Annotated in this window: 6 protein-coding genes; all 6 read right to left on the reverse strand. The window is 52.5% G+C overall.

What is annotated here, in order from left to right; genetic code table 11:
- Window positions 1–7 precede the first annotated feature (7 nt).
- A complete protein-coding gene (locus FZC41_RS10490; RefSeq protein ID WP_148567361.1) occupies window positions 8–5,335 on the reverse strand; it encodes a leucine-rich repeat protein in 5,328 nt (1,775 codons plus the stop codon).
- A 142-nt stretch (window positions 5,336–5,477) separates the two neighbouring features.
- Complete coding sequence (locus FZC41_RS10495; RefSeq protein ID WP_205737071.1) at window positions 5,478–7,955, reverse strand: LuxR C-terminal-related transcriptional regulator; 2,478 nt, start codon at window positions 7,953–7,955, stop codon at window positions 5,478–5,480.
- 385 nt (window positions 7,956–8,340) lie between these two features.
- Window positions 8,341–8,682: a hydrogenase maturation nickel metallochaperone HypA/HybF gene (locus tag FZC41_RS10500; RefSeq protein WP_148567418.1), complete on the reverse strand. Its 342-nt coding sequence runs from the start codon at window positions 8,680–8,682 to the stop codon at window positions 8,341–8,343.
- A 271-nt stretch (window positions 8,683–8,953) separates the two neighbouring features.
- A complete protein-coding gene (locus FZC41_RS10505) occupies window positions 8,954–11,638 on the reverse strand; it encodes an FAD-dependent oxidoreductase (RefSeq protein ID WP_148567363.1) in 2,685 nt (894 codons plus the stop codon).
- A 219-nt stretch (window positions 11,639–11,857) separates the two neighbouring features.
- Window positions 11,858–12,529, reverse strand: a complete 672-nt coding sequence (gene hypB / locus FZC41_RS10510; protein WP_148567364.1) for a hydrogenase nickel incorporation protein HypB — start codon at window positions 12,527–12,529, stop codon at window positions 11,858–11,860.
- Window positions 12,530–12,732: 203 nt separating this feature from the next.
- A complete protein-coding gene (locus tag FZC41_RS10515) occupies window positions 12,733–13,713 on the reverse strand; it encodes a DUF5692 family protein (RefSeq protein WP_148567365.1) in 981 nt (326 codons plus the stop codon).
- Window positions 13,714–13,740: the final 27 nt, after the last annotated feature.

Consider the following 13,740-nt stretch of genomic DNA (forward strand, 5'->3'; position numbering starts at 1 on the left):
TGATTGTTTATTGTTTACTCCAGCTACTATTCGTTGTGTTATACGTATAGATACCGGCAGCGCCGGCAGTTACCGTTTTGTAGCTATTGTAAAAGCCGCTGCCGTTGTTGCCCATGGTCACGGCATCCGCGTCAAAACCCACATTGGTGGGGATGGTGATACTGGTCAGCGCGTGATTCTTAAAAGCGCTGTTCCCGATACTCAGAGGAGCAGTTGAATTGATAACCAGGGTTGATAAGGACGTTCCCCCTGCTCCATCGTCACGTTCAAAAGCATTGCATCCAATCGACGTCACGTTTGCCGGAATGGTCAGCGTCACCGTTAACAGGTTATTATAGAAAGTATAATCACCAATCGTCTCCAGTCCAGTTGGCAGATTAATGGCTGACAACTTACAGGTTGAAAACGCATCTGTTTCAAGGGTTTTTAATTGTGATGCGCCTCTGAAAGTCACCGACGACAGATTTCTGCAATAATGGAACGCCGATACCTTAATTATTGTGACCGTTTCCGGAATCGAGATTTCAGTCAGCGATTGATTACTTTTAAATACCTCGGCCCCAATGCCCGTCACCGTAACGCCATTGACCTGATCCGGAATAGACACCACACCACCCGTGCCGGAGTAAGCGGTAATCATACCCGTTGCAGCATCAATCCTAAAGGGACCAGTGGCCGGGAATTCGGCCGTGATCGAAACCGAACCTGCTCCATTAATAGCCGTGGCGCCGGCCACCTTAAAGAAATCGGCCGAAATATTCGCAGCGGAATAGGCATCTTTCAGACTCAGATTAATGGTGGCCACATAGGTTGTTGAGCCGCCAAAGCTGGCCCCTGTTGCAAGATCGGCTCCGTCCTTTACTTTCCAGACAATCGATCCCGTGTATTGGTCGGTCTCGGTAATGGTCGTTGCGGGGGTTCCCCCATAATAAGGAACGCCTACCCCGGCAATGTCCGGCAATAGCGCTTTAACCGTTACTGCACAAGTGGCCTCGATTCCTCCATCGGTGGTTATCGCCTTAATGGTAGCCAACCCTTCGGAAACGGCTGTCACCGTACCATCCGTCCCGACCGTGGCCACGGCGGTGTTGCTGGACGACCAGGTCACCGCCTTATTGGCAGCATTGGCTGGTTCCAGTACCGCCGTTAACGTGGTGGTGGCACCACAGTTAACGGCAACCGCAGCGGGATTAACTGACACGCTGGTGACCGGAATATTCAAGTCCGCCTTCATCTCATCGGACAACAGCGATTCTCCGTAAGCATCCCGGGCTTTGATGACAAAATAGTAGCTTTTGCTGCTGTCCAAACCGGTGATGTCTACCGTATTAACATTACCGGCCACTGTCTGATACGCACCGCCATAGGTACCCGCTGTATTGCTGACAAAAACATCATAAGCGGTGGCATTGTCGACCGGATTCCAGCTAACCGTAACCTGTGGGTTGCCGTCATTGACGATCGTCAGCGTATGCAGTACCGGCTTTGCCAAAATAACTTCTTTAGGATAACTGGCCCAATCCGCTGTTGCAAAACCGGTATACTTCACATAATACTTGATCTTCGTCACGGCCTCGATGGCATCCGCACCCAATGACGGTGCCGCTCCCTGGAAACTAATGGCCGTCAATTTTTGGCAACCTTGAAAGGCCACTTCGCCAATCTTGGTGACACTGGCGGGAATACTGATCGCCTCCAGCGCCTGGCAATTCAGAAAAGTCTGATCTTCAATGGCTGTCAGATGGCCCAGGATGGTGATTTTTTGCAGTGCTGTACAAAAACTGAACGCCGCCACTCCCAGGCTGGTGACCTTTGCGGGGATGGTTATCTCCGTTAGCGCCCAACAATTATTAAAGGCATTAGCGCCAATACTTTCCAGTGCCGAATTAGCGGTAAAGGTGACGCTGTTCAATTTCTCACACCTCAAAAATGCCGTCCCCCCAATTGCGGTCACCTGATCGGGAATTGCGATGCTTTGCAGCAGTTTACAGTTATGAAAAGCCATATCATCAATGGTTTTCAGGTCAGCCGCAGCGGCAAAAGTGACGGCGCTTAAACTGGTACAACCCTCGAACGCTGAAGTCTTAATGGCTGTGACACTTTGGGGAATCGCAATGCCGGCCAGTGCGGTACAACCCGAAAAGGCTTCTTCTCCAATGGATTTAAGTACTGTCGGAGCGGTAAAGATCACGGCTGTCAGACCGGTACAGCCCGAAAAGGCAGCAGTCTCAATCGACGTAACCGTCGCCGGCAGGGTGATCTCGGTGATGGCGGTCTGATTTTTAAAAACTTCATTTCCAACCCTGGTGACGGCCGTATGATTGACCATCGCCGGAACCGATATTATCCCGCCGGGGCCGGAATAGCCCGTAATCATCCCGTCATTGGTTATTTTATATTGATGAGTCGGTACAAACACAGCGGTAATCATCCGTGTATTGGCGTCATTGGTGGCGGTTGCGCCGGCCACCTTAAAGAAATTTTTCGAGATATCCGCTGCCGTATAAGGCTTTTTTATGGTCAGCGTGATGGTGGCCTGATAGGTGTTGGTGCCATCAAATGTTTCACCCTCCGGCAGCGCTGTCAGACCGCTGCCGACTTTTTTCTGCCAGCTAACCGTGCCGCTATATTGGCTGGTCGTCGCGATGGTCTTAACCGGTGTCTCCCCGGCAAAGGGAACCGTGACGCCACCAATGTCCTTTTTCAGATCTTTGACCGTGACCTCACAAGTGGCGGTTTTGTTGCCGTCCTGAGTGCTCACGGTAATCGTGGCAAGGCCTTCTTTAAGCCCGTTCACCGTACCATCCGTTCCGACCGTGGCAATGCTGTCATCAGTGCTTGTCCAGGACACATCAGGGTTGGTAGCATCAGCTGGCGCAATCGTTGCGTTCAGCTGGGCATTTTCGGACACGCCCAGCGACAGGCTAGTTTTGTCCAGAGTCACACTGCCGACCGGATTCGGATAAGGCACCGCCACCAATTTGACGTCCGACAGCAGCGACTCGCCATACTTATCGTGAGCTTTGACGGCAAAATAATAGCTTTTCCCGGCCGTTAACCCGGTATTGATGATCGCTTTCGCTTCGCTCACAGTGACGCTGGTCGCGGCGGAAAGATCACTGTTTTCACTGACATCGACCTGATAACCGGTTGCCCCGGGAATACTGGTCCAGCTTAGTTCAACCATCGGGGTTCCGGTATTGGTGACCGTCGGCGTATTCGGAACCGGTTTTGTCAAAATAATCGCATGGGGAAAGCCGACCCAGGCCCCCGTTGTAAAATCGCTATAATTTTCATAATACTTAATCGTCGTGCCAGGGGACATCAACAGGCCGGCGGGTTTTAAAAGAACGGGGGCGTTGCCTTCAAAAGTCAGCACCAAAGTGCTTTGCCAAGTATGTTCATCGAGAACGCCGGCGACACCAAAGACCTCTTCACCAAGGGTTTTCAAAGAGGCCGGCAGTGTTAAGCTGGTTAATTTACTGCACCAGTAAAATGCTCTTTCAGAAATGGTCGTCACCCCTTGGGGGATTGAAAAAGTGTCCAGCTCAAAGCAATTAATGAAGGCATAGGAGCCAATCGTCTCAAGGGTTGAGTCCGGTGCAAAGCTCACCGTTTTTAAGTTTTCACATCCTTTAAAAGCATTATCACCAATTACTTTTACCATCTTGGGAATCGTCACCTTTTCAATCACGGAACCTTCAAAAGCATTGTCGCCAATGGCCGTAATGGTTAATCCGCCAATGGTTTCCGGGATCGCAATGTCCGTGCTGCTGCCGTTCCTCCCGGTGATAATGCCAGTACCGTCGGCGGCGATTTTCAGTTTAAAGCTGGTCACGGTGACGGTGCAGCTGGCCGACTTCACCCCATCAACCGTCGTGACGGTAATCGTGGCCGACCCTTCTTTAACGTTCCCGGTGACCTTGCCGGTGGCATCCACCGTGGCAATGGTGTCATCGCTGGATGTCCAGGTGACGGCCTGATTACTAGCATTTGCCGGGGCGACCGTGGCCACCAGCGTTTCGCTGGTATTGAAAGACAAGGTCAAAGCCGTTTTATTCAAGCTGACCCCGGACACCGAAATCGTGGTAGAGCCACTGCCCCCGCTATCCGTCGGAAAGACCGGCGGAATCACCACACCCGGTTCCACCGAATAGGTACCGGGTTTCTTGTCAAAGACCACGCCGTCCGCCTTAACCTCGGCTTTGGCCACATTGCCCTGGCCTTTGACCGCCGCTTTGCTATCCAGCACCAGATCACTGACCGTGGTTCCGGCGGCAACCGTCACTGTACTACCGGCGGCGCCGGCGCTCACCGTCATCGTCCCGATGGTGGTTGCCCCCTGGGTGGTAACGGTCATATTGGGGGCGTTAACGGTGACGCTCTCAAATGCGCCTTCTAGAATAATCGTTTCCCCGGCTGCGGCTTCTGAGACAACAAACGGTATCCCGTCCACATTGAGCGCCACAATCCGGACGGCGCCACTGGCGGTTTTCTCCAGCACAATCCGACTGTACTTACCGCCGTTGATCTTAATGCTGTTAACTCCGCCGCCGCGGACAAAGGTATCGCCCTTAACGGTAACGTTGTTCAGGGTGACATTGCCGTCGCCGACGGTCTCGCTGATCGTCAGATTGCCGGCAATGGTAAGATTCTGGAGAATCACGCCATCGGCAGCGATGGTGACATCGTCGGCAATGGTTTCATTATCCTGGTCTGGGCCATAAGTACCGGCCCGGTCATAGACCTGTGGCGCAGTCGGTTCCACCGGATCGGTGCCGGTTTTAACCACCTGCACCAGCAGCGCTTCCAACCGCAGCGAGCTCCCGACGGTGCCCAGCTGCGCGCCATCGGCCAGCCACTGGGTTTTATCAGCCGGCAAATCGCCAACATTCTGGACATGACCACGATACTGTACCGAGTAGCCGGGGACGGCTTTCCCATCGCGATCAGTCAACACGATTTTGACTGCTTCAATTCGCAGGCTGTCCCCCCGGGTGCCGGCGTAGGCGCCATCTTTAGGCCAGTTAGCGGGATCGTCTTCGTTATACAACCAGCCCATATTCTGAACATGGACGTTATAGCGCAATTCCATCCCCTCGGGAACAGTTCCCGAGAGTTTGATCTCAAAACCCTCAATCCGCTTGGACTGACCGACCGTGCCGATAATCTCGGGACTGTCGACCCAACTGCCGTCACGCGGGTAATCCCCTAAATCCTGAATGTGCCCGCGATAGCTAACCCCCACCGGGTTGTCTGCGGCCCAGGCCGTTATTGGTAAACACAGAAAAATAAGTGTGATCAAACCACACCAGTAAAGCCATTTGTTTTTCATGACACGTTCTCCATTTCCTTTGAACCCTTTATCTGATCACAGCCATTGTCATCAGCAATTGCAATTTATTTCATCATATCATTGCAAAGTCTTGAAGTCTATTTTGGTCATGGAGTAGATTTGGCTAAAAAAGGAGTATATTTTATTCCCGATCCAACAATCCATTTTGCAAAGCCGTATTGATGGCCGCATTCTTACCTTTGACATCCAATTTTTTATAAATATTCTGAAGATGGGTTTTGACGGTGACGCTCGAAATAAACAGCTGTTCGGCAATGGCATCCCGCTTCAAACCCTCGGCCATCAGCATCAGCACCTCCTTTTCCCGCTGGGTCAAAACGATACTCGGCAGTTTTTCTTTCTTTTGATTCGTCATGAAGGTGTTGCTTTCGCCAAGAATTCGGCCGGCAAAGACATCATCCGGTGTCTGTCGCAGCACTTCTTCCAGCATCGGTAATAGCACCTCCGCGTTTTCAATAAAGGGGAGGATAATCCCATCCGGTCGGGCACTGTCGAGGGCAATTTTCAGCGCCATCACGCCCGCCTCAAGACCGCCCAGCTGATACCGGGCAATGGCTTTAAAAAGATCATTATGAATATAACCCAACTGATTGTGAAAAAGCGAGAAAAATTCCACAAAGGTCTCAGTCAGCACCTCCAGCCGGACAAAATCCCGGGCGGCTGCCACTGCCTTGCCGTAAACCACATAATTAAAAGCCACCCCCTGATTAAACAGCTCGGACACCTTCATATCACCCACCTGCAGCCAGAAGGGGATTTTTTCGGGCTGACCCAAAACCGCAAAGAGATAACCCCGGCACAAGGCTAGGGTGGTATTATAGCGGGGATTATTCAGGGCTTTGATCGTTTCTTCCAGCTGATAAAAGCCTGCCAGGGCTTCATTGTTTCGACCGTCTTTAAGCTTCAGACGCAGCAGCACAAAATGGGCGCAGATAATAATGCCGTGCTGGTCTTTGGTGGCGGCCTTGTAAATGGCTTTTTCCGCATTGCTGGCGGCATCTTCCCAGGCGCCGGTTTCCAGACTGTATTCGGCCCTGACCAGATAGTCCGTACCCGTGCCGCAGCCATCGGTATACTGGGCATAGACCGGAAATTTTTCAATCATCAGCTTGGCGGTTTCCCGAAACCTCCCCGGATCGCGAAAATACATATACAGCAGATTCGGCGAGCCAAAGGTATATTCATTCTCCCGGTGGATGATATAGGACTGCCGGCCGTCAAGCAACGCCAGAATCCGATCATTCAGTTCGGCGGCTTGATCCGCGTGATTAAAGACCGTGAACTTGCGCAGGATCATGATTTCCGCCCGAATCCGGGTACACCGTCCCGCTGCCAGCTCGGGACGGTTCTGATAATGGGCCTCCATCTGGTTAAGGCGGCGCAATGCCAAGGCACTGAACTCATCATCGCCATGGAGCAGACCGACTAAAATAAACTGCAGGCCGGTGACCGGATAAGCAAAAAGCATCGCCGCCGCGGTTTCTTTGAATAACGGCCAAAACCCCTCAAACTTGCCCATCAGGGGCGTGATATGTTCCGGCTGATTCATGTGCTCAAAAATTAACAGGGGCTCCCCGGCCAGATAAAAAAGACGATAAGCCTCCTGAAAATCCCCTGCTGCTAAAAACCACTCACCCAACCGACGATAGCGGATTTTTAGCTGTTCCCCTGAAAAGTGCTGCCGTTTTCTTAAAAAATCCAGCAACACCGCGTGAATCGTATAACACTGCTCGCGTTCATCATAACGGATAAAGGCGTTTTCCTGCCGCAACTGGCGCAGCATTGCCCCGGTATCCACAAATTCGGTTACAAAAGCGGCCTGTTTTTCGCTGAAAGCGGTCATGAGCGACAATTCAATTAAGAATTCCTGAATTGTTTTCTCGTAATTCTGAAAAAAGGCCTGCTCGATCAGCGCCTCAAGGCTTAGATTCAGACCCACCGGAATCCCCCGCTCCAAACCTAAAAGAAGCATATAGGTCAATGAAATCCAGCCGTCCCCGTAAACACAGATTTTTTTCAGATCCGCTGGGGCAATGCCCTTAAAGCTCAACTCACAATAATCCCGCACCTCGTCCTCGGAAAATTTGAGCACCTGCTGATCAATCGTCCGGCACAACCCTTTGGCGACCAGCATGGCCGCATTAAAGCCAATCGTGTTGCGGGTGATCAGAATCAGCTGCAGGTTTTCAAGCTGCTCAATCACCAGATCCTCAATCAGCTGGTTTAAACGACTGCTGTTCACCAGATGAAAGTCATCAAGGACGATGACCCGCTGTTTTTCACTGGCAAACCGGCTTAACACCGCCAACACCTGCTCAGTCTGGGGAACATCAGCCGGAAAGCCCAAAGATAACAGCGCCGCCCCGGCCTGCTGATCCTGCTTTTTTATTTCCAGGGACAACTTTTCCCAGTCGCCGGAAAAGCTGGCTTGCGAATGAAAGCTCAGCCACACCGGTTTGATGCCGCTTTTTTCAAAATACTGGCGAACCGCCGTCGTTTTGCCATAGCCCATCGGCGCTTCGATAATGGTTAAGGGATAGCTTGTCAATTGATCAAGCCGCGCATTGATACGCTTTCGTTTTAAAATATTTAATTGCATGGTCGCATCTCTCATTATTAAAATTTTTCTGATCAGTCCATCGGCCACAATCACCCTGAGCCAGACATCACAATGCTGATTGTCGCGACTGTGTGATTGCAGGATTTGCAATCTATTATTTATTATAGCAAAAATTTCACTTTATCGGAGTTTTTTTTAATTAGTTACCACTGTACATGCGCTGGAGTCACCTGCATTCGCAGCGGAAAAAGAATAGTAAAAAAATCCGCCACCCAAAAAAGAAACCCCACAAGGGGGGCTCTAAGACTGCATAAAAGATTGATTACTTCACATGACATTTCAATTGTTCGTAAAAGTTTTAGGCGTACCCGCCATGATAATAACAACCGCGCATTCAGCCTGGTCATTCATCATTCCCACTCGCTCAGCAGGCGACGATTTCTTTGATCATGAACTCTTTGCCGCATAATATTTCCCAGTCGCCGCTGCCGCAGCTGAGGCAGGCGTCATGATTCGCAATCAGATTGAAGACCTTGCCGCAGCTCTGGCAGATCGCATTGCCGGGCAGAATCTCGATTTTTAATTCCGTCTCCTGCAGCAGCGTTCCGGCCACGGCGGCGGGATAACAGTCTTCGATGTATTTCGGAATCATCGCCGAGAGCTCGCCAATCTGCAGCACCAGCGTCTGAATGTCAGTCACGCCATTTTTTTTCGCAAACTTCTCCACCGTCTCGATGGCCCCCATTAATATTCCCAATTCATGCATGGGCATTCACCTCTCCTTGTTAAATGATAATAGCCAAACGGACGTCGGCTTCGCTGCCAGTTTCACGAAACACCAGAAGAAATCGCTACGCGAATTTTTTACACTGTACGGCGGACAGTCTGGCGACTGTTCGCCTACACGTTATAAAATTGTTTATGAAACTGACCGTTCAGCAACTCTTGTTCGATTCTTCTGCGATCCGGTCACATGCGTGTCACGGCTAATAGCCGCAACGGACAATCACCTCGCCGTTATGCGAAAACTCCGATTCTTATTCTTTTGAGAAAACCGCGTGCAGGGATTTTTTCGTGTTCTTGACGGCAATTCGGCCCTGACGCTTGATTGCATGCTTGATCACCGCCGGTTTCATGGCCTTCAGCTCCAGTCCCGGCTGGTCGTATTTGCGGACCAGGGAAATGGCGTCAAACTTGCATTTGGTGGTGCAGACGCCGCAACCAACACACTGATACTGATCGACAAAAGTGGCGCCGCAACCAAGACAGCGTTCGGTTTCCTGCTGAATCTGGGCGGCGGTAAAGGTGACGCGGAGATCGTCAAAGGTCTCCTTCGAGCGGCTGCCGTCGACATGCAGGGCCCGCTGCCGGGGCAGCCGGTCATAGCCCGCCATGTTCAGGTTGGCTGTATCCAGAGCGTGGTATTCCCGCTCCCGGGCGATTGCCAGGTTGTCGCCGTGCACGTAGCGGTGAATCGAAACCGCCCCCTGTTTGCCCAGGGCGATGGCGTCAATGGCAAATTTGGGACCGGTCAGGGCATCCCCGCCGACAAACACATCGGCTTCGCCGGTCTGGTAGGTCAGCGGATCGGCTTTGGCGGTCCGGTTGGGATTCAGTTCAATCGTGGTGCCATCCAGCAATCCGCCCCAGTCCAGTCCCTGTCCGACTGAAATCAGGACCTGTTCCGCTTCCACAATCCGGGTCTCCTGTTCATCAAACTGCGGATTGAAGCGGCCGCTATCATCGCTAACGGACAAACATTTTTTGAATTCCACCCCGACGACCCGGCCGTTTTCCTGGAGGATTCGTTTGGGCCCCCAGGAATTGCTGATCGCGATGCCTTCGGACAAGGCTTCGGCGATTTCTTCATCCAGCGCCGGCATGCAGGCCCGGCTTTCCAGACTGAACAGCTCGATGGTGGTGGCGCCGCTGCGCTCGGCCGTCCTGGCCACGTCGATGGCCACATTGCCGCCGCCGATGACGATGGTCCGGCCGGTAAGTTTCAGCTCCTCACCGAGGCTGACTTGGCGCAGAAAATCAACGCCGGTCATCACGCCCCTGGCCTCTTCACCCGCCAGACCCAGATTTCTGCCGGTCTGGGCGCCGATAGCCAGATAAAAGGCTTGATAGCCTTTTTCCCGAAGCTCCGCCAGGGTGATATCCCGGCCGACCTCAACGCCGGTTTCAAATTTTACGCCCAGTTCTTTCAGGACGTCGATTTCGGCATCGACGATCTCCTTGCCCAAGCGAAAGGCGGGAATGCCGAGCATCAGCATGCCGCCAAGCTTCGGCTGCTTTTCAAAGACGGTGACCGGGTAGCCGTCAACCGCCAGATAATAGGCACAGGACAGTCCGGCGGGACCGGCGCCGATAACGGCAATTTTTTCGGACCGCGGGGCGCGCTGTTCCGGCACAAAGCGGTGCGCGGCCTGCAGATCCTGTTCGGCGATGAATTTCTTGACCTCATCGACGGCCAGGGCTTCGTCGAGACTGCCCCGGGTACAGGCGGATTCGCACTTGCGCGGACAGATACGGCCGCAGACAGCCGGGAAAGGATTTTCCTGCTTGATCAGCTCCAGCGCTTCCCGATACCGTCCCTGGGCAGCCATCTTGATGTAGCCCTGGACGGCGATGTGGGCCGGGCATTCGGATTTGCAGGGGCTGGTTCCGCTGTCCTCAACAAAGATGCGATGGCGGTAGTCGTAATTCCATTTGTCCATGCCCCACTGGGTATCATAGGGGGTATCCTTTTCTTCGGGAAGCGGCAGTGGGTTGAGCGTGCATAAATTCTGTCCCAATGTCGCCGCACCGGCCTGACAGTTTTCCACGCATTCGCCACAGGCGACGCATTTGTCCTTGTCCACCTGGGCCACGTAGTTCGACCGTGACCAGTCAGGATTTCGGTAGAAGGTGGTGTTGCGCAACCCGAAGCAGGAACAGCCGCAGCAGTTGCAGATGGCCAGGGCCTGGCCCGGTCCCGACAGGTTGGGGATGGAATGCACCAGCCCTTCCTTTTCGGCCTGATCGCAGATCGCAAAGGCCTGTTCTCTTGTGATTTTTCGGCCTTTGCCGGTGCGGATATAGTATTCCGCCGCCGGCCCGACCTGAATGCACATGTCTTCGATGGTATGGCCGCAGCCTTCCCCGATCGAGCGCATCGAGGTTCGACAGGCGCAATCCGCGGAAGAAAAAACATCGTGATTGTTCAGAATGTGAGAAATTTCCTCATAGCTGGCGCGTTTCGTGTCCCCGTCGATGGCGCTTTCGATCGGGATCACCCGCATGACGCCGGACCCCACCGGAATGTTTCCGGCCATCAGCGCCCCGAGTTTCCTTGTGTATTCTTCAAAGCAGGCGGCGATGTCCGGATATTTCGCGACGTTTTCCTTGTTGACCACCATGTATTCCATGATCCCCGGCACAAACAGTTCCAGGCAGTATTGATCGACGCCGTCTATTTTTTCGACCTTGACGGATCCGTCCACGGCCATTTTGTACAGTATTTTCTCGACGTCAGCGACGGGCTGGCCGCACAGCCTGGCGACTTCCCCAACGGTTTTGTATTGGCGGATTTCCAACTTCAGCGCAACTTCCGCCTCTTCGTCCGAGGTGACGGGCTCCAGAATCCGATATTCCGGATCAGTTGGTTTCACTTTGACGATGCCGCCGGTAATTCCGGCGGCTATTTTATTGGCCAGTTCAAGCACCTTTTTCTTAACCATTTCATTTCCTCCTATTTTATTAAATCAAGTGATTTCTAAATTCAAAAGAATCGAACAAAGGTTGCTTTGATGTCAGTTTCACAAACGCTTTTGTAACGTGCAGGCGAACAGTTCGGAGAACTGTCCGCCGTGCAGTGTAAAAAGTGTTTCGTGTAAACTGGCAGCGAAGCTCATGGCCGTCTCGCAACGAGCCCCTTTACTGTCAATCCCATAATGCGGCTAATTCCCATTCCAGTTTCTGACTTCGGTTCGCAGCCAGTCTGCCCATTCGCCGATGCCGGCCCCTGTTTTGGCGGAGATCGGAATCACTGTGATCCCCGGGTTGAGTTTGGTCACCCGTTCCTTCACCGCTTCAAAATCAAAGTCGAAATAAGCCCCGACGTCAATCTTGTTGATCAGCAGCACGTCGACAATCGAAAACATCAGCGGGTATTTGAGGGGCTTGTCGTCCCCTTCCGGTACGCTTAAAATCATCGCGTTTTTCACGGCGCCGGTGTCAAACTCCGCCGGACAGACCAGATTGCCGACATTTTCCAGAATGGCTAAATCTATGCCGGCGGTCCCGAGCCCCAGCAGTCCCTGGCGGGTCATCTCGGCATCGAGATGACACATCCCCCCGGTGTGCAGCTGGATGACTTTGGTACCGGTCCCGGAAACGGTCCGGGCATCCACATCGGAGTCGATATCCGCCTCGAGAATGCCGATTATCATTTCATCTTTTAACGCCTCGATGGTTCTTAACACCGTGGTGGTTTTCCCCGACCCCGGGGACGACATCAGATTCAGTAAAAACGTCTGCTCTTTCTTGAGTTCATTTCGGAGCAGCTCCGCCTGGCGATCATTGTCGTCAAAAACACTCTGCTTGATCTCAAGCACTTTATATACGTTCATTATTTATTTCTCCTCTGATTATATTTAATTTATGCGTCAGCCAAGCTCGCTTTTCGCTTCTTTTGAATCTTTTTTTTGTCTCGGTCTTTCATAACTTACTTTACACTATCTTATATTTAGTCAACTTCCGACCGCTCCATCCGGGCCTTGCTGTTCCTGCCGCCTTGACTAAGCGCCGCTGCCAATCATGGCAACCCGGCGGCTTATTCAGCCAGCGCCTTGACTTCCTGGTATGGTTTCAAATCGGTATATAATTCGCCCAGATAAGGATTTCTTCTGGTTTTAACAATTTTAAAGATCATGTAGCCAAAGACGCCGATATTGGCGGCTAACGACATCAAACTAAAAGCCATGAGCGGCAGCGTATTGTAGCTGGATGCCACGGCAAACGTCCCCTGATCGATGAACGCCGGAAAAGTCTGGGCGAACATGCACCAGATCGCCAGCGTCTGAGCCCGATGCTGAAGCCAGGCGCCTTTTCCCACCGTGAAAGCACACAGCGTCGGGGCCAGCAGCAGCGCCAAACCGCAGTACCAGGCATGGCCCGGCAGACAGTTGTAGGTGTAGGCAAAATTCCACAGATCATAGGCGATGATCCAGAACCACAGCATATCCGGCCACAGCATATCCCGGCTGCCGTCTTTAGCCGTCCGCTTTTTAATGCAGATCCCCAGGAAGCCGGTAATCGTGATGATGTTCAGGATCCCCGCAATGCCATTCATGAAATTCCAGGCCCCGCCCAGGACAAACATCGCTTCGTCGGCCAGCATTCCGCCGCCGGCATACTGCGTTCCGATCTGAAAATCCCGGGACACGGCCTCTAGAATGTTGATGGCCAGAATCAGGGCCGGAAAACCGAGCACCCATTTGATATCCGCCAGGCGCCGTTCTTTTCCGGTGGCTTTGTTCTGCCATTTGACATGGCGGATGCACCAGAAGCCGATACAGCCGGCCGTCGCAGAATAGACCTTGGCCAGATGAAACCAGTCGGTATAGGTGGTGTCCCGCAAGACCGTAAACCATAACGTCGACAGGAAAATAGGTAGAATGACAAAGCAGAAAAAGCCCACCCATTTCCACCTTCGGGCGATTTCATTGAAAGCAAAGAGGGCAATGAAGACGATTACCCAAACGCCCCAGACGCTGAATGCGGATGCCCCCGCAGCATAGTTGAAAACAAACATAATGTATCCTCCTTGAATGATTTGATT

This window comes from Acetobacterium paludosum, assembly GCF_008086595.1.
Classification (GTDB): domain Bacteria; phylum Bacillota; class Clostridia; order Eubacteriales; family Eubacteriaceae; genus Acetobacterium; species Acetobacterium paludosum.

Excerpts from the sequence above, each read along its gene's own strand:
- FZC41_RS10500 (WP_148567418.1), bottom strand. The coding sequence starts at position 8,682 with ATGCATGAATTGGGAATATTAATGGGGGCCATCGAGACGGTGGAGAAG.
- hypB (WP_148567364.1), bottom strand. The coding sequence starts at position 12,529 with ATGAACGTATATAAAGTGCTTGAGATCAAGCAGAGTGTTTTTGACGAC.
- FZC41_RS10505 (WP_148567363.1), bottom strand. The coding sequence starts at position 11,638 with ATGGTTAAGAAAAAGGTGCTTGAACTGGCCAATAAAATAGCCGCCGGA.
- FZC41_RS10495 (WP_205737071.1), bottom strand. The coding sequence starts at position 7,955 with ATGCAATTAAATATTTTAAAACGAAAGCGTATCAATGCGCGGCTTGAT.
- FZC41_RS10515 (WP_148567365.1), bottom strand. The coding sequence starts at position 13,713 with ATGTTTGTTTTCAACTATGCTGCGGGGGCATCCGCATTCAGCGTCTGG.
- FZC41_RS10490 (WP_148567361.1), bottom strand. The coding sequence starts at position 5,335 with ATGAAAAACAAATGGCTTTACTGGTGTGGTTTGATCACACTTATTTTT.